At 60.0% G+C, this 19,960-nt stretch carries 14 protein-coding genes; 3 read left to right on the top strand and 11 right to left on the bottom strand.

The window, feature by feature from the left end:
- From EPN93_11395 to EPN93_11350, 10 genes are all read right to left on the bottom strand, one after another.
- Positions 1-912, bottom strand: a 912-nt coding sequence (locus EPN93_11395; protein ID TAL35049.1) for an MFS transporter, incomplete at its 3' end; no start/stop codon positions are given.
- A 58-nt stretch (positions 913-970) separates the two neighbouring features.
- The gene (locus tag EPN93_11390; GenBank protein ID TAL35048.1) at positions 971-2,800 is read right to left on the bottom strand and encodes an NADH-quinone oxidoreductase subunit NuoF; all 1,830 of its coding nucleotides are present in this window, start codon (positions 2,798-2,800) and stop codon (positions 971-973) included.
- Positions 2,801-2,808: 8 nt separating this feature from the next.
- On the bottom strand, positions 2,809-5,511 hold the full coding sequence (locus EPN93_11385) for a formate dehydrogenase subunit alpha (protein ID TAL35047.1): 2,703 nt from the start codon (positions 5,509-5,511) through the stop codon (positions 2,809-2,811).
- 601 nt (positions 5,512-6,112) lie between these two features.
- Entirely contained in the window at positions 6,113-8,170 is a 2,058-nt protein-coding gene (locus EPN93_11380) for a tetratricopeptide repeat protein (protein TAL35046.1), read from the bottom strand.
- Positions 8,148-8,594 (bottom strand): transcription antitermination factor NusB, encoded by a 447-nt coding sequence (gene nusB, locus EPN93_11375; GenBank protein TAL35045.1) that lies wholly within the window; start codon positions 8,592-8,594, stop codon positions 8,148-8,150. Before nusB ends, EPN93_11380 begins: the two co-directional genes overlap by 23 nt.
- Positions 8,594-9,058, bottom strand: a complete 465-nt coding sequence (locus EPN93_11370) for a 6,7-dimethyl-8-ribityllumazine synthase (protein ID TAL35052.1) — start codon at positions 9,056-9,058, stop codon at positions 8,594-8,596. Before EPN93_11370 ends, nusB begins: the two co-directional genes overlap by 1 nt.
- Before the next feature lie 219 nt (positions 9,059-9,277).
- Positions 9,278-10,600 carry a hypothetical protein gene (locus EPN93_11365; protein TAL35044.1) on the bottom strand — a complete coding sequence of 441 codons (1,323 nt, stop codon included), beginning with the start codon at positions 10,598-10,600 and terminating at the stop codon, positions 9,278-9,280.
- A gap of 112 nt (positions 10,601-10,712) precedes the next feature.
- Positions 10,713-13,808 (bottom strand): cyclic nucleotide-binding domain-containing protein, encoded by a 3,096-nt coding sequence (locus tag EPN93_11360; GenBank protein TAL35043.1) that lies wholly within the window; start codon positions 13,806-13,808, stop codon positions 10,713-10,715.
- A gap of 14 nt (positions 13,809-13,822) precedes the next feature.
- Positions 13,823-14,602 carry an enoyl-CoA hydratase/isomerase family protein gene (locus tag EPN93_11355; GenBank protein ID TAL35042.1) on the bottom strand — a complete coding sequence of 260 codons (780 nt, stop codon included), beginning with the start codon at positions 14,600-14,602 and terminating at the stop codon, positions 13,823-13,825.
- Between the two features lie 81 nt (positions 14,603-14,683).
- Positions 14,684-15,364 (bottom strand): DUF1795 domain-containing protein, encoded by a 681-nt coding sequence (locus EPN93_11350; GenBank protein ID TAL35041.1) that lies wholly within the window; start codon positions 15,362-15,364, stop codon positions 14,684-14,686.
- 253 nt (positions 15,365-15,617) lie between these two features.
- Here EPN93_11350 and EPN93_11345 point away from each other — a divergent pair, with 253 nt between their 5' ends.
- The 3 genes from EPN93_11345 to EPN93_11335 all read left to right on the top strand — a co-directional run bounded on the left by EPN93_11345 (position 15,618) and on the right by EPN93_11335 (position 19,297).
- Complete coding sequence (locus tag EPN93_11345) at positions 15,618-16,178, top strand: hypothetical protein (GenBank protein TAL35040.1); 561 nt, start codon at positions 15,618-15,620, stop codon at positions 16,176-16,178.
- A gap of 240 nt (positions 16,179-16,418) precedes the next feature.
- Complete coding sequence (locus EPN93_11340) at positions 16,419-17,057, top strand: hypothetical protein (GenBank protein TAL35039.1); 639 nt, start codon at positions 16,419-16,421, stop codon at positions 17,055-17,057.
- 308 nt (positions 17,058-17,365) lie between these two features.
- Entirely contained in the window at positions 17,366-19,297 is a 1,932-nt protein-coding gene (locus EPN93_11335) for an acyl-CoA dehydrogenase (protein ID TAL35038.1), read from the top strand.
- A gap of 136 nt (positions 19,298-19,433) precedes the next feature.
- On the opposite strand, the gene EPN93_11330 is transcribed toward EPN93_11335, so the two are convergent.
- On the bottom strand, positions 19,434-19,721 hold the full coding sequence (locus tag EPN93_11330) for a hypothetical protein (protein ID TAL35037.1): 288 nt from the start codon (positions 19,719-19,721) through the stop codon (positions 19,434-19,436).
- Positions 19,722-19,960 lie beyond the last annotated feature (239 nt).

The raw sequence follows: 19,960 nt of genomic DNA, 5'->3' as shown, positions 1-19,960 counted from the left end.
TCCCAATCCGTTGAAAATGGCCGAGATGGCGACCACGCTGCCGCCGGCGAGCGCCAGCGTCTTCACGAGATCGTTGCCGGTGATCGAGGCATCCACCAGGGGTTTGTAAAGGTCCTGCGCGATGGGCGAAAGCTGGGAAATAAGCCCGAGTCCCGCGGATACGTTGAGGCACAGCATCGCCCAGAGCATCCACCACTGGGGCCGCTTCACGGCTTCGCCAAACTTGAACGAATCCGCCGCGGATACCGTCGAAGCCGACGGGGTAAAGCCTGCGGGGAGCCATCCCTGCGGGGGATTCTTGAACATCTGTGCGGCGGCGGACACCAGCACCAGGAAAATCACGCCCCAAATATAGAACGTGGTCGCCACGCCGGAGCTCGTGATCTTCTCGACTCCATCGATGGTCTGAACCACCTTGAAGCTGTTGATCATGGCCGGGGCTATCTGGCCCATGAAGAACGCTCCCGCTCCGAAGCCCATGACGGCAAGGCCGGTCACGAGGCCGCGTTTATCGGGAAACCAGCGGATCAGGGTCGCGATCGGGGTCACATAGCCGAAGCCGTTGCCCAGCGCCGCCACGACGCCGAAACCAAGATAGAGCACATAGATGTTGCCCATCTGGTCTCCCAGTCCCGCGATGAGGGTGCCCGTGCCGAAAAGCAGACCGCCAATCGTCGCGACGAAACGGGGGCCTTTTTTATCGACCAGCGTGCCGCCGAACGCGGCAGCGCACCCGATAATGCCCATCAGCAGGATGAACGTCAGCTGGGTGGCGGTTTCCCCCCAGCCATGGGTGGTCATGAGAGGCTTCTTGAAAACCGACCATGCGTAGACGGTGCCCAGGCAAAGCTGGATGATCACCGCGGCGGCGGCGATCCACCACCTCTTTGATTCCAGATTTTCGTTGCTCATACTTCCTCCAAAAAAGTTTATAGCGTCGATTTACATCGAGCGAACGCAGTGTTAATCATCAATGCGACGCGGTCCCGTAGTAGGTTTTCAGGGAGCGGTCGCACGCGCCGCAGGCGAATCCGGGATCACAGTGCTTCTCGAATTCCCTGCGGAAGTATTTGAGTATCGTGGTAATGGGCATAATGGGCGATTGTCCCAGGGCGCACAGCGACGCCTTCTTCATGAGCGAAGCCTTGTCGAGCATAAGGTCGATATCCTCAACGCGTGCCCTGCGCTCCGAAAATTTCTTCGCCAGTGTGTGAATGTGCGATGCGCCCACGCGGCAGGGGACGCACTGCCCGCAGGATTCATGCTCGAAGAACGAAAGAATCTGGAGCAGGAAATCTACCGCGCAGGTGTCCTGGTCGCACACGAGCACGACCCCGGAGCCCAGTGTTACGCCGCTCTTTATGGGCTGGTCTATGTCCAGCGGAAGGTCCATCAGGTCTTTTCCCAGGATGCCTCCGGCGCTGCCGCCCACCTGTGCGAATTTGAACGTGCTGCCTTTCGGCATGCCCTTGCCGTGCACCGTGATGAGCTCCCTGAGCGTGGCCCCCATGGGAAGCTCCACCAGTCCCGTCCGGTTCATTTTTCCGGAAAGGCAGTAGAGCTTGGTCCCGCTGCAGTTGGATGGTCCCGCAGACTTGTACCAGTCGGCGCCCTTTTCGATTATAAGGGGGACGCTCATGAGCGTCTCGACGTTGTTCACGTTCGAGGGAAGGTTCATGAAGCCGGCGCCTCCCGGGAACGGGGGTTTGAAGCGCGGATACCCTCGCTCGCCTCCCATTGAATTGATAAGGGATGTCTCCTCGCCGCACACGTAGGCGCCGCCCCCCTCCTTGATGAACACGTCGAACGCGAACGGGGATCCCAGAATTCCCGTGCCAAGGTATCCCTTCGCCCTGGCCTGGTCTATCGCCCCCTGGAGCCTCTCGATGGAGCGCCGGTATTCCCCGCGCACGTAGATATAGCCAATCGAGGCATCAATCGCGTAACCGCATATCGCCATCCCCTCCAGGAGCGCCTGCGGGTTTTCTTCCATGAGGATGCGGTCCTTGAACGTCCCGGGCTCGCCTTCGTCCGCGTTGCAGATCACATATTTCTGCATGGGGCCTTTCGCCACGAACGACCACTTCATCCCGGCCGGGAAGCCCGCCCCGCCGCGGCCGCGCAGGCCCGAGTCCTTGACCGCGTCGATAACGCCTGACGGCGGCATGGCGAGCGTTTTCTTAAGCGCCTGGTAGCCGCCGTGCTCGATATAGCTCTCTATCTTTCGTGGATTGATTACTCCCACATTTTCCAGAAGCCGCTTTGTCTGTTTCGGTTCCGCGATGATGCAGGCTTTGCCTTCGACCTCCGGACCGCACTCCTCGGAAAGAGATGGTTTCTTTTTTTTGTACGAATCAAGTAGGGACGAGATCCGTTTCGGGGTCAGGTTGCCGTGGATGTCGTAGTTCACCATCATGGCCGGCGCTACCGAACACACCCCCAGGCACTCGCATGCCTCCATGAAGAATAGCCCGTCCTTCGTCGCCTCGCCCGGACCGATCCCGAGCTTCTTCTTCACCGCGTCGAAGACGTTCATGGAGCCCATCACGTGGCACGGTCCCGATTTGCACGCGCGGATCACAAATTTCGCGCGGGGCTTCGTCTTGAACATTGTATAAAAATCCACGAATCCCGCCATACTGCTCTCGGGAAGCCTCATGAGTTCCGCGACCTGCCTGAGTACCGCGGGTTCGAGCATGTTTTTGCCCGATTTCGTTTCCAGTTCGCGAAGGATGAGCATCAGGTGCTCCCTGGCGTTCCCGTATTTTTCAACGGCCGTTTTAATCGTATCGGTTTTCATTCGTCCCCCTATGCGTTGACCTTTTCAATTTTGCAGGCGCACACCTTGAACTCCGGGATCTTGCAGGTTGGGTCCAGTGCGTCTATGGTCAGCGCGTTGGCCGCCGCCTCTGCGAAATGGAACGGCACGAACACCACGTTCGGCTTCGGGCGCGTGCTCACCTTCGCTTTGATACGCAGGCTCCCGCGCCGCGTAGAGACCGAGATGACCTCCCCGTCGACGATATTGTAATTGCTCGCGTCAATGGGATGCACCTCGACGAAGGCCTCGTTCACGATACCCGTGAGCACGACGGAATTACGGCTCATGGTGCCGGTGTGGAAATGCTCGAGGATGCGCCCGGTGGTGAGGATGACCGGGTATTCCGGGTCCACATCCTCGGCCGGGGGCGCAAAATCGATCGCGGAAAGGAGTCCCAGACCCCGCGTGAACTTATCTTTATGAAGGAACTGGGTCCCGGGATGGCCCTCGGTGGGGCAGGGCCACTGAATGAGCTCCCTGTCGATGCGTTCATAGGTTATCCCGGCGTACGACGGGGTGACCGCGCGAACCTCCTCGAATATCTCGCGTGCGCTCCCGTAGTTCCAGGTCGCCCCCATGCGATTCGCGATCTGTGTAATGATCCACCAGTCGTCCCTGCTGTCGCCCGCGGGCCGGACGACCTTGTGCATGAGCTGTACGCGGCGCTCGGTATTGCTTATCGTTCCCTCCTTTTCGAGAAAGGCGAGTCCGGGAAGCACCACGTCCGCATAGCGGGCCGTTTCGGTCAGCACGATGTCCTGCACCACGAGGAAGTCCAGTTTTTCAAGCGCCTCGATGACGTGGTGTTGATTGGGGTCCGATACGACCGGGTTCTCCCCCATCACGTAGAGCGCCTTGACGCTGCCGGCGATGGCCGCATTGAGCGATTCCACGATGGTGAGGCCCGGCTTCAGGGAAAGATCGAACGCGGCCTGCCAGGCCTTCTGGAACTTCTCCCTGTTGGCCTCGTTCGCGACCGGCTGGTAGGCGGGATACACGGCGTTGAGCGCCCCCATGTCGCAGGCGCCCTGTACATTGTTCTGCCCGCGGAGCGGATTGACCCCGCCGCCCGGGACACCGATATTACCCAGAAGCATCTGGAGGTTCGCGCAGCACTTGACCCCGTTGACCCCCGACTTGAACTGCGTAACGCCCATGCAGTAGTACAGCGCCATGGGCTTCGCCTGCGCGAGGATCCGCGCCGCCTTCACGATGAGCGAAGGATCTTCAAGTCCGCAGATCGAGGCGACGTGCTCGGGCGTGTATTTCTCGAGCGTTTTGGAAAGCTCATCGAATCCCTCGCAGCGGGATTGGACGTATTCCTTATCGTAAAGGCCTTCCTTCAGCGCCACGTGGGCGAGCCCGTTCAGGATGGCGATATTGGTTCCCGGCTTGATCTGGAGAAAGACGTCCGCGTATTTCGCGAGATCGATCTCCCTGGGGTCCGCAACCACGAGCTTCTTGCCGTGGCTGATCACCTGCTGCTTTATCATGGATCCTATCACGGGATGGTTTTCCGTGGTGTTCGATCCTATTACCAGGAAGGCCTCCGTGAGGGGTATCTCCCTGATCGAGTTCGTCATCGCTCCGGAACCGAGTGTTGCCGCCAGACCGGCGACCGTGGAGCTGTGTCAAAGCCGCGCGCAGTGGTCGACGTTGTTCGTACCGATCACCGCGCGCATGAATTTCTGAAGCAGGTAGTTTTCCTCGTTGGTGCATTTCGCGGACGAGAAGGCCATGATCGAATCGGGGCCGCTTTCCGCCTTGATGCCGGAGAACCTGGATGCGACCAGGTCGAGCGCTTCGTCCCATTCGGCTTCTTCCAGCTTCCCGTTTTTCTTTATGAGCGGTTTCGTGAGGCGTTTGTCGCCCTGCACAAAATCGAACCCGAAGCGGCCCTTCACGCACAGGTGTCCTTCGTTGGGCCCGGTTTCATTGCCCATCGCCTTGACCAGCGTTCCCTCGCGGTTGGTATAGAAATCGATCTTGCATCCCACGCCGCAGTAGATGCAGATACTCGATTCCTTCTGCAGCTCCCACGCCTGCCCGCGTCCCAGCACCGTCTGGAACGACAGCGCGCCGGTGGGACAGAGCTGGACGCAGTTACCGCACTGGACACAGCCGGAATCGCCCAGCGTATCGAACATTCCGGAGGTGAGGTGCGCATGTGAGCCTCGTCCGGCGAAATTCCAGATGTTACTCATTTGTATCTCGCCGCATGCCTTGACGCACCGGCCGCACAGGATGCAGCGATTCTCGTCGCGCCGCAGTCCCTGGCTCGAGGTCGTATCGGTCACCCGGTCGTTTCGGGGGAATTCCCGCTGCGGCGGGGCGACGTCGTATCGGAAGCAGAGCCCCTGGAGCGCGCAGTCCCCGTTGGCTTCGCAGTAAAGGCAGTTGTGGTCCCCTTCGGCGAGAAGGAGCCCGAGTATGCCCCTGCGTATTTCGGTGATTTCGGCGTCGTCGGTGTCGACCTTGAGTCCGTTCGTCGCCGGCTCGGTGCAGGACGCCTTGAGCATGGAATCGTTTACGCGAACGAGACACACCCTGCACGCTCCGGTCTTACTGACCCGGGGATGATAGCACAGGTGAGGGATATCGATGCTATTCGCCCGCGCAATTTCCAGGATTGTTTGTCCGCGCTTTCCGGTCACCTCCCTGCCGTCAATGGTAAGCTGAATAGTCTCCATGTAGGTGCTCCTCTATGTAATTTTCTCCGAAGCCGCTGGAATACGCGGTGTCGGCGTGTGACTATGGGCGGAACAGGGGACACGCAAATCTGCCGTCCGAACGAAATCCATGACACGCACGCCGGGTAGCGGGAAACGATAAGGTCTGCCGGCCTGTGCACGTGAATTTCAGATCCTTAAACCATGATTTCGGTCGAGGGCATGCCGTTATAAATACCCGGGACCGGTGCGCGGGCGCATCGAATACGTCGGCCGGCTCCTGGTCCGGGCACACGAAAGACCCAGGGGACGACCTTCCTGTAATGCGATGCGCGATGATGCTGAAACAACGAGGGAGTTATAGTTACCTCCGCCGCGTCTTTAAAACACGGCGAACGAAATCACAACATTATATCATATCAAAATTTGTTTCCCGGTTTGTCAAGCCAATCCGCATTTATTCTGTTAATAAAAACAAGATATTCAGGCTGCGGGCCTGGGACGGGATTTATCCGCCGGGGGAGCCTGGCAGATTGCGCAGTGAGTCATCACGGTACCGGTGGATGCTCGAAAAAGCCGGGGGAATGCATTCCGGGACGCGGTTACAGTCCTGTGAACGCCGTCAGCGCCGCTGCACCTCGTTTTCGTAGGCCTGCATCGCGACCCTGCGGTTCATGCGCAGTTCCTCATTGGTGGGATCGTCCTCGATCCCGCGGGTGAACGCCTGGAGCGCTTTCTTGAACTTCCCCATCTTATAGTAGCTTTTTCCTATGTTGTTGTTGGTCTCGGCGGATATCTTCGGGTCGTTCGTCGCGCGCTGCGCCTGCAGGAAGGTGTCGATCGCGCGGTCGTACATCTCCTTTTTCATGTACATCATCCCCAGGGAAAGCAGCGCCTCGGCGTCGTTGGGCTTCATGACGAGCGCCTTCTGGATGTAGTTCTGCGCCTTCTCCATGCCCGCCTCGCCGCCCTTGGGCGAACCGGACTCCAGGATTCCCAGGTTGATATACGCCTTGCGCGCGTAGTCGTTCCGGTCGTTGATCTCGATCACCCGCTTGTACTCCTCGATCGCGTACTCGTTCTGGCCCCGCTTGTAATACACGGTCGCGAGGGTGAAATGCGCGTCCTGTAAATCCGGCCATCGGCGGAGTATCCGCTGGTACTCGTCCATCGCGAGGTCGTAATGGTTGTTCTCATAATAGTAATCGGCGAGCGCGAGCAGCGGCTGCGGGTTTTCGGGGTTCAGATCGGCGGCCTTGCGCCAGGTTTCGATCGCGAGCTCGGGCTTTTTGGCGTGCTTGTACGCGATCCCCAGGTTGAAGAGGGCCGCGTCGTCCTTGGGGCTGATAGCGAGCGCCCTCTGGTACGCCTCTATCGCCTCACGGTAGCGCTGCGTATCGTCCAGGATGTTGCCCATGTTTAGGTAGGCGATCCGCGCGTTCTCGGATGCGGGCTCGTAGGTCGTGATCCTGTGATAAAAATCGTAGGCGCGGTCGAGCTCGCCTTTTTCATAATAGACCTCGGCGATGCGCGAGAGGATCTTCACGTTGCGCCGGTTGGTGGTCAGCAGCTTGTTGTACGCGTCCAGGCTCTTGTCGTATTCGCGGAGGGACAGATAGGCCTCTCCCAGTCCCTCGAGGACGTTCGCGTCGTCCTTGCCCAGCTCCTCCGCCTTGAGGAACTCGCGGAGGGCCTCGGCGTCCTTCTTCTGCTTGAAGTACACGATGCCCAGGTTGTAGTGATTCACGGGGTCCTTCGGGGCGATATTCGTCGCGAGGGAGAGGAACTTTTCGGCCTGGTCGTAGTCGCGGCGCTCGGTGTAGATCACGCCCAGCTTTCCATACGCGAGCCGCGCGATTTCGCCGATACGGTCGGCGGTCCCGGCGCGCTTGAAATACTCGATCGCGGAGGCCTCGTCTCCCTTCTTGAAAAGCGTCATCCCCAGGTTGTACAGCGCCGCCGGGTTGTCCGACTCCATGTCGAGTACCGTTTCGAATTCCTTCGCGGCGTCCTTGAAGTTGCCCTTCTCGAACTGGATGTTTCCCAGCAGTATCCGGTTCTTCACGCTCTTCGAGTCCGCGTCCACGGCCTTTTCGGCCGCCTCGCCCGCCTTCTCGTAGTCCTTCTTGTGCCGGTAGGCGAGCGCGAGGTTCCGGTAGATGAGGGGATTCTTGCGGTCGTACCGGATCGCGCGGTTGTAAAGCTCAATCGCCTTCGCCGCCTCGCCCTTCTCGTCGTAGATAATGCCGGAGTAGGTGAGGGCGACGGCCTTTTCCTCGTCGCTCGCGTCGGACTCAACGGCCTCGGAGAATTCCGCGAGTGCATCCTTGAAATAGCCCTTGCGATAGCTCTCGATCCCGCGGCGCAGGTTCGTGTTCTCGTAGCGCCCGTCGGGCAGCTCGGCTTTATCGCCGCCCGAGAACACGGCGTCGTCGGATACGCGCTTGTCCTTGTCTTTGGGAGAGAAAAGCTGGGGCTTCTTGATCACCGCGGTGACCAGGAGAATGGCGCCCACCGCCAGCAGCGTGACGCCCGCGACGATGATGGCGGGTTTGAGCCTCCGCCGACGCTCCTCCGGCGAGAGGTTGATGCGGTTTCTCCGGATATCGGCGGGATCGATCAGGTCGTCCCCGGGATCGTCCGGCGCCATGGTAAACCTACTTTTTCCCGTTGGGCTCACGCTCGTGCGCGTCCTCCCGTTTCAGCTCCGTTCTCTTTATCGCGTCAAGAATGCCGTTGATAAACTGCCCCGAGCTTTCCCCGCCGTACAGCTTGCCGAGCTCTATCCCCTCGTCGATGGTAACGATCACGGGTATGTCGGGAACGTACAGGAGCGCGTAGATGGAGATCCTGAGAATGGATTTATCCACCGCGCTCAGGCGCTCGAATTTCCAGTTCTTCGAATGCCGTATGATGAGCCCGTCGATCGTCTCGAGGTTTTCCAGCGATCCGCGGATGAGCGAAACGGAGAATTCGCGAATATCGTCCGGGATGTCCCGGTCGACCCATTTAAGATCGGCGAGCTCTTCGACGTCGGTCCGCACCGTTTCATACATGTACAGCGCCTGAAGCGCGTACTCGCGTGCCTTGCGCCGGTGTCCCATTAAGCTAATTGTCGGAAAAGGTTGGCCATTTCGATAGCGGCCATCGCGGCGTCGAATCCCTTGTTCCCGGACTTGGTGCCCGCGCGCTCTATGGCCTGCTCGATCGAGTCCGTGGTGAGCACGCCGTAGATTACGGGCATGCGCGCCGCGAGCCCTATCTGCGCCACACCCTTGGATACCTCGGAGGCGACAAAGTCGAAGTGCGGGGTCGCGCCCCGGATCACCGCGCCCAGGCATATCACAGCGTCGTGTTTTTTCTGTTCGGCGAGCGCCTTCGCGGCGGCCGGTATCTCGAAGGATCCCGGGACCCACACCAGGGTGATGGCGTCCTCGGCGGCGTTGTTGCGCCTGAGGCAGTCGAGCGCGCCCCCGAGGAGCTTCTGCGTTATGAATTCGTTGAACCGCGAGACGACTATCGCGAAACGTAATCCCGTCGCGTCCAGTTTGCCTTCTATTACGTTCATATCCGTACCTTTATCGTTGTAATCGCCGCGCCGCCGTATCGTGTGCCGGGGGTCACCGGAAAATCCGGCCGGCGTATCGGCCCCCGATGCCTCTTGATCGATCCAGACCCGGAAATGCGCCCCGGGACGGGGGATGGTCCGATACTCCTCCGTGCGGTGAATCGCACGGTAGTGACCCTCATGCTCGCCGCCGCGAAGGCCAATAGTCAAGCCTTTTTCTTACCACCCCGCGGCGGTCATGAAGGTGACAACCTGTTCGGGAATTTTGCTGTCGGAAAAATAGCGCTTCGAAACGCCATGGGCTATCCAGATGGGAAGCCCGCCCCAGGCGAGCAGGCGGAACCCGTAGCCCGCGCCCGCAACGTCCTGCCCGTCGGGCGCGATAATGCGCGCGTAGTCGAGAAACAGGTTCATCCGCAGGCGCGAGAAGATATTGAAGCTGAACCGCCCGTTCACGAGCGCGAAGCTTTCGACCCGGAACTGGTCCACTGTCGTGCCGTGGACGACGTCGATCTTGGCGTTGTCGATCGAGCCGCCGAACCGGGGCCGCGTGAGAAAGTCGTTGTCGTCGCCCCCCTTGTAGCGCGCGCGCAGCACGAGGTTTTGGTCGCTCGCTCCCAGCCACCCCAGGGTCAGGGTGCCCGAGTAGATCCAGAAGGTGCGCGCGAACGAGCCGCTCTGGTGTTCACCGGGCTCGCCCCACGGTTCCCACTTGCTGCGTATTCCATAGCCCGCCCAGCCCTCGAGTCCCACGCCGTGGGTGAGCTGGTCGATTCCCTTTTCCTTGAGCTGCTCCAGGGCGAGATCGATCCGGGGAAAGACATTCACGTGATTGTCGGGCATGTTGAAATCTTCGGGCGCATCGCGCTTCACGAAGAAGTACTGCCGCGAGTCCAGCGAGAAGGTGACGGCCGTCCTGTAAGGCGTCTGCACCTTGAGGGACACGATCTCCGATCCGTAGTTCGTGTAGAAGCGGCGCTCTTCAACGGCTTTTCCCCCCGCGAAACCGATATTGGTGCCGCTCGCGTAGAGGAACGAACCCACGACGGTTTCGCTCAGGGTCGTGCGGCTCCAGGGAGTCTTTTTATGCTTGAATCCCATTGAGAGCTTATAGCCCACCCATTTGAATGAGAAATCGGTATCGGAGCCGAAAATCCCCTGCTTGTCGCTGATGAAGACTGGGCCGTAGAGCGCCTTCTTTTCCCCGAGTGGAGCCTCGCCCAGGAGGACCAGCACGGATTCTATCTCCTCACTCGCGCTCTTCTTGAAGGAAGAGAGATCGGCCTCGCTGCTTGCCTCGCGCTTTTCGAGCTGTTCGTCCTTCTTCTGCCGGTACCATTCGCGCGCGGCGAGCTCTTGAAGAAAGTTTTGCTGCGCCTCCTGCGCTTTTTTCTGCACCTCGAAGAGCTGGTCGAGCGGGTCGACCGGCTTTGCCTCCTCGTCGGCGCTCACGGCCCCCGGGGTCAAGAGACAGATGCACAGTGCCGCGAGGGCCGCGCAGGCTCGTATGATGATTTTACGTGTATTTCTGGAATTCCTCATCGCATTATCGCTTTCTCATGAAAAGGCGCCCGGGGCGCGCAGATGCCGGCCGGGGAGCGGACCGTCCCGCCTCCCGCGTTTTTTTTATTATCGGATGGTAAGGGCGCGGGCCTTATGACGCAATCATCTTTCTCAGCCGCTGGGCGATAACCTGCATGATGTTGATGGATATGGCGGGATTGTCCCGAAGGGTGAGGAGGAAGTCCCTGCGCTGGATGAAGAGGAGCCGCGATTTCTTCGTGGTACGCGCGCTGGCGCTCCTTGGCTCCGTATCGATGATGGAAAGCTCGCCGATACAGCTGCCCGGCCCCAGTTTGGCGAGCGATTTGCCCCTCGTATAGACTTCCACCTCGCCCTCGGCAAGAATATAGAGCTCGTCCCCCATGGTTCCCTCACGGATGAGATCCTTGTCCCGGGGGAGGTCCATCTCACCCGTGATCTGGGCTATGTGGAACAGTTCGTCCATCTGAAGCTCCCTGAAAAGGGTGTTCTCCTTCAGGAAGACCATTTTCTCGACCAGTGACAGCATTTCCTGTTCCTCCCCGCCCGGCCCTGCCGGGCCGTCGCATATATATGCCCTGATCGCGCCCGCGCAGGCCCGCAGGGGGCGGGCGAGGTGGGGCGCGAAATATCCCGACAGTGAAGCGAGCGCTGCGGCTATTTCGGAGGCATCCGCGCAGCTCAGGCTTTCGCCCGGGGCGGGGGCGGTCTCCTCCCTTTCAAGCAAGGCCAGGGCGCGGCGCGCAACCTTCCCCGACGATTCGATGTATTCCAGGATGTAGTTGTTGAGGTCCCTGTCTTTCAGGAGCAGGTTGGAATCGTATACCTCTTCCATGTCGACGCCCGTGAGCACCGCCAGGCACTTGAGCACGAGATGCTTGTGTAAATCCCTGAAGGAATCGAACACGTCCGCGGTAAACCTGACGGGTATGGAGTCCCGGTACGCCTGCGGCACTGCCGCGAGAAAGGCGTCCCTGAGCCGGTGCAGGTACAGGGTCTTGTCTATCTCGTAATCGAGGAAGGCCTCCATCGCGCGGACCGGCTTCACCTCGAGGCTCGTCAGGTAGTTGAGATAATTGGACTTTTGCGGAAAGCTCCTCGTTTCCAGGAGGCGCTTCAGGATCAGGTCGCGCGTCTTTTCGTCGAACCGGAAGATCGCGGTCATGTGCTCGAAGGGTATGGCGGCCCGGTAATCCAGGAGGATGGCGCGATCGATTTCGGTGAGGCTGTCGGCGCGCGTGATGAATGCCGCGAGCTCGCCAAACGGCGCGTGGCGGTACCGGTACAGGATGCGGCGCGCCTGCGCCCGGTCCAGGAGCTCCGCACGCACGGCGAGCTGTGTGAGGAACAGGCCGTCGCCCGTCGCCTTCGCGAGCCCCAGGAGCCCCGTGGTCGCGTAGACCGGGGGGAGCGCCTGGGCGAGCAGGACGAATTCCTCGGGGGGCAGCGCACCCGAAAGGACGCCGCCCCCTATTTCGGTCAGCGCGGCAAGTGCGCGCGAATCCGCGTCGCGGGTACCGGTCCCGTCATCCCCCGGACGGGAGAGCAGGAGCGCACGGGCAAAGCGCTCCGCGGCGGATTCCGGGGCATACCCCGCCAGGAGCTTTTCCCGTTGCGTGAAAGCGAGTCCGCGGGCATGACCCAGGCCAAGGCTCCTCACCAGGGGGTCGGGGTCGGCCAGGGCGGCGGCGGCGAGCGCGTCCGCGCCTTCGTACCGGCTGCCTTCCAGGAGCCCGAACATGAGCTCCTTGCTCCTCCGGGAAAGGGACGGGAAGTGCGGCGCAAGGTGGTTCAGCAGGTCCAGGGAGGGAGCGGCGTGAAAGAACGCCTCCATAATCCTGACGGAGCGGCCGTCGGCGACGCCGTGGCGCGCGAGCGACTCGTAGCTCGCGTACTCGGGGTTGCGGGCCCCCGCGGCCAGATCGAGCGAGAGGCGTTTTTTCAGGGTTTTCCGATACGCCCGGTTCTGGAAAAAGGTGAGGGCGACGAACGCGCAGCCCGTGACGATCGCCAGGGCGTATCCCTGTTCCGCGGGAAGCTTTTTATAGATAAGAAGCAGGATTCCCCCCCCGGCGACCATGCCCAGCGGGCTCACGATGCCGGTGAGGAAGGACTTCACCTCGGTGATGCGGTCGCGCGGCGATGCCGCCATGATGATATTGAACACGGGCACGCGGAACAGGAGGCCCAGGTTCTTCCTGAAAAACCGGAGCGCGACGCCCGCGAGTATTCCGGGGGAGACGATCGCGAGGGTTATGAACGCCAGGAAGGACCCCGGGTAGAAATAATTCGAGGCCTGCACGCCGGCGCGCTTGATGAGCCGGGATACCAGGAAGAGCTGGAGGAGCAGCGTGACCAGGTCGGCGGAAAAGGTATAGACCGCCAGGAAGCGCGCGAGTTCCTGCTTCGTTTCAAAAACCGCGTTGAAGATGTGCGCGAAATAGTACTCGGAAACCTGGTTCACGATGGACATGACGAATACGACCAGGAGCGACCAGGTGAAGATCGGGGACGAGTAGGACAGCTTTATCTTCCGCGCAAACCGTTCGAAGATGCGCAGGTCGGGCAGGAGCTCGCGCCCGCCGGCCCTGGGCGCCGCGCCCGCGGCGGCGGCGCGCTTCCGGAGCAGGAGGACGGGGATCGCCAGGAGCGCCCCGCTGGCGGCCCACATGTAGAACCCGTACAGGGAAATGTCCCTGGCGAAGATGGTGAAGCACAGGGCGCTCGCCGCTATCCCGCCCAGCTTTCCCCCGCCCATGAGGAAGGGCAGGATGCGCTTCGAATTGCGCAGGGTCATGTACTGGTAAATGAAATTGAAAAAGTGCATGTCCAGGAAAAAGGTGAACAGGTAGTTTGCGAGGTAGAGGGAGAAGACGTACCACCGGTATTCCGTGTGCGCGTACCGGGACGCGAGGGCGATGATCCCCGTGGCGAGCGCGATAAGGAGAAAATATCCGCGCCGCATGGAAATCTTGAGGAGCAGGAGGTTATACAGCGTCCCGCTCAGGATGAGGGCGATGCCATTGTAGACGAAGAAGCGGGAGAGCCCCTGAGCGCCGTACGTTTTAAGAAACAGGGTCTCTGTGAATATCTGGCCCAGCGAATAAAAGCAGCCGGAGAAAAAATAGAGCATGAAGAGCGGAATGGCGAACCCGTACTCGTCCTGCCGGAGAGAGAAGAGCTTCCATCCCGCCTTTCTGAGATTCATTCCGGACGCTGTCCTTACTTGGACATCGCCATCTGGACGAACTCCAGGGTCTTGCGCACGTCATCCTGGAAGAAGCACTTGAGGCCGTCTTCCCAGTCGTACTCCTTTATCATCTTTTCCATGCGCTCGTGGAGGGGCCGGCGCAGAAGGTACTTGAGGCGCGAGAAGGCGCGTCCCGGGTTGTCGATCCACAGGGACACGAGCTGTTTCGCGCGGTTGATGAGCTCGGCCTCCTCGACGATCTCGTCCACGACGCCTATCTCCCTCGCCCTGTTCACGTCGAGCATCTGGCCGAAGTAGATGAGGTCTCGGTAATTGCGGTCGCTGTCCATCCCGAAGCGGACGATTTCGCCCTGGGTGACCGCGAGCGGCAGTCCAATCTTGATTTCACTCATGCCGTATTTCGCCTTGGGATTGGGGGTGGCGATCTTGTAATCGCACGCCATCGCGATAATGAGGCCGCCCGCGACCGTGTGGCCGTTCAGCGCGGCGATCACGGGTTTCTTGCACATGAACAGGTCGAGCATGCCCGGCTCCTCGATATCCCTGAAAAAGTCGGCGACCTCTTTGGGGGTCTTGAAGGAAAGGAACAGGGGGAGGTTGAACCCGGACGAAAAGAACTTTCCGGAACCGGTGATGATGATGCCCTTGGGCGAGGGGTTGTTGTTCGCCTGGTCGATCGCGCTTTTAAGACCGGTGAAAAATTCGTGCGTAAGCGAATTGTCCCTGCCGTTCTCTATGGTGAGTATGAGGATATCGTCCTCGATCCGCTGGTGCAGCATAAAAGCCTCCATGAAATTGCTGGAATGTGTCCAGCCGCAGGGTAAGGAGGGGGGTCCGCCCGTTCAAGAATAAAATGCGCGGGTGGGGAATTTTTAATCCGGGACGAAGCTGGAAACGATCCCCTCGAACACGGGTTTCAGGACTTCATAGTCGTCGTCCATGCCGGAACAGTTCAGGACGAACGCCCTTCTGCCCTTAATCACGTACAGCGCCGTCACGTGTATCTTCGCGGGCCCCAATGTGTAGGTGTATTCCGACCGGATCGCGTGCGCGCCGCCCGACATGGTCTCCGTTTCGCCCATCACCGTGAAGCCGGTCAGGACGGATTTAATGCTCTCCATGTTGACGTTAAGGTAGGCCCGGAGGCCCTGGGTTTCGGGGACGGTTTCCGTCGCGACGATCGCGTTGGGGCGGAACAGGGACTGCGAGGCCGTGTCCGAGGCGATGACCGCGACGCCGCTCTCGTGTTCCCGCAGTTCCCACCCCGGGGGAAATTTGACGGCGAAGCTCCCGTCCTTTCCCGAAAACACGCCCGGGTCCTTTTTCCCGCACGAAAGGCCCGCGGCGAGGAGCGCGGCCGCGAGCGCGATCGTCCGCGCGGTCCGGCATACGCATGTGGTTCGTGTGTTCATGAAGGCCTCCTGGACGCGGCGAGTTCGAAACGGGGCGCAGTATAGCCCCCGCGACGAATATGACAAGGAGTATTTTGGGCCGTCAGGCGCGCCGGCGCGCCGAAACGCGGGCTTGACAATACGCGATGTGTCATATAACATTCCATCGTGGCGTTTGCGTCATCCGTGACCTGTCCGGAGAAGAGGGGGGCGCCGATACACCGGACGGCGGTTTCGACGCGGCGGGTTTTAATATCGGACCCCCTGCGTTCGACAAGATACCCCCGGTCATCCGCATCGTGCAATGGACTATTCGCGCCGATTCCGCCCGTGCGGTTCTGTGAACGGGCGGGTATAGGGTCAATGTCTAAGCTGTTCCAGGGACTTACTATATTCATTTTAAGGAGAAGACGATATGAAGAAATTCGCATCCAGGACGCTCCTCATCGCGGTGGCGGTCGCGTGCCTCGTGTCCGCGGCCTTCGCATTTTCGGTGGGCGGTAAGGAAATGGTGCTGAACGGGACCGGCTCCAGGAGCATATTCATGCTCGGCTCGGTGTATTACGCATTCCTGTACGTGCCCGATACGCTCAAGGGCAAGGACGGGACCGAGATACTCGAAGCGGACGCGCCCATGTCGGTGGTGCTTCTCATCGATTCGGGTATGCTCACGCGCGACCGTTTTTTCAAGGCCATACGCGAGGGCTTCGAGAAGGCCGCGGGGGCTGGATACGCCACCGACCAGGCCGAGGCGTTCCTGAGCCTGTTCGGGGATGTCGAGATGAAAAAGGGCGATTACGTGTACCTGAGCTACGACCCGGCCTCCGGACTGGCGGCGAGCCTGCAGCCCGCCGGCGGGGCGGCGAAATTCTTTGGCACCATCCCGGGGCTTGGGTTCAAAAAGGCGCTGTACGCGATCTGGCTGGGACCCAACCCGGTCCAGGAATCCTGTAAAAACGGAATGCTCGGCCGATAGTGCCCAACTGCGGATTCGGCCTTCCCCGCGGGGAAGGCCGAATCCAAGGGTCCCTCGGAAATGCGCCCCGTGAAGGCGCGGAAGCGTTTCCGCGCCTTCACGGGGCGGTCTTCCCCCCGATACCACAAGTGTTTGACTTTAATCGGCGCCGGCCGTATACTGCGCCCCGTTGAATCAGGGTGTGCGTAAATCTCCCCGCGTGGTGCGGGAAAAATCCCTCAATTGAAAGGAGGATTCAAGATGAAGAAGCTATTATTGGCTCTGCTCATTATCGCGGTCGCCGCGGGCGTGACCGTCGCGAAGGACAAGGACAAGGCGAAAGCCAAGGCCAAGGCGAAAATCGAGGCCAAGGATGACGCCACCGTTGACGCCCTCAAGTTTTTCCTGTCGAAACAGGCCGATTACGTGATGATGCTGCGGGCCTACCAGTATACCGTGACCGACGAAAAAAATAACTCGTATTCCTACGTGGTCACCGACAAGAGCGGCCAGGCCGCGAAAGAGGCGGGCCTCACGAAGAAGGACAAGGGCAAGTTCGCCGGCGCGTTCGCGAACCGCGACGGCGCCCGCATCGCGCAGCTCTGGGCCGAAAACAAGGACGCGCTCATGGCCCTCCTGCCCAAGGCCAAGTACGAAGAGCTGCTCAAATACGACGTCGACGCCGCGGTCACCTACAGGGAGAGCGCAAATTACAAGACGCACATGGCGGCGCTCGTCAAGGCGTGCCCCAAGCCGAGCCAGGAAGTAAGCGACAAGGCCGGCGAAATATGCAACTGGGAAAACTACAAGCAGCTTACCTTCTGGTACCGCCGCACGATGGAAAAGAACGACGAGGCGACACTCCAGGTTCTCAAGGACATCCAGGCGTTCTATAAATAACGGCATTCTCGCTTCCGCCCCCGCGGCAATCGCACGCGCGGGGGCGCATCACGCCGCCAATTGCCGCCCCGCTCATCGTGTGCCGGTCCGCGAGGGGCGCCGTCTGCCGCGTTAAGCCCGCCTCAGGGTGCGGCAAAGGGCAATACCTAACGCCCGCCCGGTTTCCCCGCCATTACCAGGAACTATCTGTCAATATATGCTTGATTTTTGTATAGAAAATATGCACATCGGATTAATGTAGTTGAAATTTTACACGCATTGGACTCAGGTGTCAGGTGAGGCGCGGCGCGCCTCACGGCACGGAAGGCATGGCTGCCGTACGCTCCGGACCGATCTACCATACTCTACCACACTTCAGGAGGTCTCAAATGGCTCTCAACAAACTCCTCGATTCGAGGGACGTGCGATTTATCCTTTTTGAAATGCTCGAAATCGACAAGCTCAACAAGTATCCCAAGTACGGCGACCTGGACAGGGGCACCATGGAAGAGGTGCTCGCGCTCGCGGAGAAAATCGCCGTGGAGCAGGTGTATCCCGCGAACGCCCTTGCGGATAAGATCGGGGTAAAATACGACCCCGCGACCAAGAAGGTGACGGTGCCGGAGCCCTTCAAGCCGGGGCTCAAGGCCTACCACGAGGCCGGTTTCATGGCCATGGCGGAAGACCCCGAGCTGGGCGGCATGAACATGCCCGTGAGCCTTGCCCTCGCCGCGAGCGACATCTTTACCTCCGCGAGCCTCGCGTTTACCATGTATCCCGGCCTCACGCACGGGGCCGCCATGCTCATTCACACGTTCGGGACCCCGGAGCAAAAGGATACCTACCTGGAAAAAATGCTTTCAGGGGTATGGGGCGGTACCATGTGTCTCACCGAGCCGGAGGCCGGTTCCGATGTGGGTAACCTCAAGACAAAGGCCGTGAAACAGGCCGACGGGACGTACCGCGTATCCGGGCAGAAGATTTTCATCACCGCGGGGGAAAACGACGTCTACGAGAATATCATCCACCCGGTGCTCGCGCGCGTCGAGGGCGACCCGGTCGGCACGAAGGGGATTTCCATATTCATCGTGCCCAAATTCCTGGTGAACAAGGACGGCACGCCGGGCGCCAGGAACGATGTGGTCTGCACGGGGACGGAACACAAGATGGGCATTCACGCATCGGCGACCTGCTCGCTGTCGTTCGGCGACAACGGGAGCTGCGTGGGCTACCTCCTGGGCCAGGAGCGCCAGGGTATGAAGATCATGTTCCAGATGATGAACGAGGCGCGCCTGGGGGTGGCCATGCAGGGGCTCTCCGTATCGTCGACCGCCTACATGCACGCCATCACCTACGCCCGCAACCGCGCGCAGGGGGTGCACGTCACCCAGATGCTGAACCCGGAGGCGCCCAAGGTGTGCATCATCCAGCACCCTGACGTCAAGCGCATGCTCCTTTACATGAAGTCCTACGTCGAGGGCATGAGGATGCTCGTGTACTACCTGGGACATGTCATCAACACGCACCAGGTGGGCGACGAGGAGGCTAAAAAGGAAGCGATGGGATTGGCCGAGATACTCATACCCATCGCGAAGGCCGGCAACACGGACATGTCCGCGCTCATCGCGTCCGAGTCCATCCAGGTGTTTGGCGGCTACGGCTATTGCGCCGATTACCCGGTGGAACAGTTCATGCGCGATTCAAAAATCACCGCGGTGTATGAAGGGACCAACGGCATCCAGTCGATGGACCTGACCATGCGGAAGATTTTAATGAACCCTGAGCAGTATAATTATTCCGTCTTGAAAAAGCGCATGGCGGCGACCATCGCGAAGGCGAAGGGCACGGTCGATGACAAGTATCTTGGTCTTCTCGAGCGCGGCATCGCGAAGCTGGATGAGGTCATCGACATGATGAAGAAGCAGATGGGCGAGGGCAAATTCCTCCACCTCTTCATGAACGCGACCCCGCTGCAGCAGGCGATGTTCATGCTGGCCCTGGCCTGGCTCCATATCGAGAGCCTCACCGTGAGTATCCCGAAAATGAAGGCGCTCGTGGGCGACCTCAAGGGCCCCGAGCGGGAGAAATTCCTGGAGGACAACGCCGAGGCGGCGTTCTACAACGGGCGCGTGCTTTCGTCGCAGTTCTACCTGGGCATGGAGTTCCCGAAATACTTCGGGCGCATCGAGACCATTACGTTCGGCGAAACCGCCGTCATAAAGGCCTCGCCGAGCGCGTTTACGGGGGCACCGCTAGAATAGACCGGCATACAGTCATCACATATTCGTCCCGGAACGTATCCGTCGTCGACGATGCCATCGTCGCCGCCGTGCCGTAGAGACGCGATTAATCGCGTCTCTACGGCACGGCGGCGGCCGATACGGTCCCGGGGCGTTTTTATTCCCCGCCCTTTCGCATCATTTCCCCGATGAACAGGTTGTAGCCCGACATGCGCCGCCTCTTCGCGCGCGCGTTCCACTGTGCACGCTCCGCGTCGCCCATGACCTGCCAATGTCGGACCAGGCCCGAGAACCGAATTCGCCGTATGGCCTGCGCGGGCGTCGCGGGGCGTGTCCACCTCGCTTTCCTGCGTACATAGGCGCTTCCCTTCCAGCTTGAAAAGATGAAATCCCCCAACGATCCGCGCGCTTCACGGATGAGACCGCCGAATTTGATGCGAGCCATGCGTATCCTCCCCCCGATGTTTTTAGTGCCTTGCTGCTGATTTTTATACGTACGGCATGAGGCAAATAAAAAATTTTTTTCCGGGGGCATAAAAATCCATGGAAACACGGGGGACGGAAGAGGAGGGGATCGATGAGATAGACGGGTTCGGCAGACTGGAATGGATAATGGAATGAAAGTCGGAAAGCCGGGTGGCAGAATACGGTTAATGAACTGAAACGAAGGTGAAACGAAGCAGG

The sequence above is a fragment of the Spirochaetota bacterium genome (assembly GCA_004297825.1).
In the GTDB taxonomy this organism is placed as follows: Bacteria; Spirochaetota; UBA4802; order UBA4802; family UBA5368; genus FW300-bin19.
This window is presented reverse-complemented; position numbering and strand designations above follow the sequence as displayed.

Bases quoted from the DNA above. Each gene is read 5' to 3' on its own strand.
- EPN93_11390 (TAL35048.1), bottom strand. From the start codon at position 2,800: ATGAAAACCGATACGATTAAAACGGCCGTTGAAAAATACGGGAACGCC.
- nusB (TAL35045.1), bottom strand. From the start codon at position 8,594: ATGGGACACCGGCGCAAGGCACGCGAGTACGCGCTTCAGGCGCTGTAC.
- EPN93_11370 (TAL35052.1), bottom strand. From the start codon at position 9,058: ATGAACGTAATAGAAGGCAAACTGGACGCGACGGGATTACGTTTCGCG.
- EPN93_11365 (TAL35044.1), bottom strand. From the start codon at position 10,600: ATGAGGAATTCCAGAAATACACGTAAAATCATCATACGAGCCTGCGCG.
- EPN93_11360 (TAL35043.1), bottom strand. From the start codon at position 13,808: ATGAATCTCAGAAAGGCGGGATGGAAGCTCTTCTCTCTCCGGCAGGAC.
- EPN93_11355 (TAL35042.1), bottom strand. From the start codon at position 14,602: ATGGAGGCTTTTATGCTGCACCAGCGGATCGAGGACGATATCCTCATA.
- EPN93_11350 (TAL35041.1), bottom strand. From the start codon at position 15,364: ATGTTATATGACACATCGCGTATTGTCAAGCCCGCGTTTCGGCGCGCC.
- EPN93_11345 (TAL35040.1), top strand. From the start codon at position 15,618: ATGAAGAAATTCGCATCCAGGACGCTCCTCATCGCGGTGGCGGTCGCG.
- EPN93_11340 (TAL35039.1), top strand. From the start codon at position 16,419: ATGAAGAAGCTATTATTGGCTCTGCTCATTATCGCGGTCGCCGCGGGC.
- EPN93_11335 (TAL35038.1), top strand. From the start codon at position 17,366: ATGGCTGCCGTACGCTCCGGACCGATCTACCATACTCTACCACACTTC.
- EPN93_11330 (TAL35037.1), bottom strand. From the start codon at position 19,721: ATGGCTCGCATCAAATTCGGCGGTCTCATCCGTGAAGCGCGCGGATCG.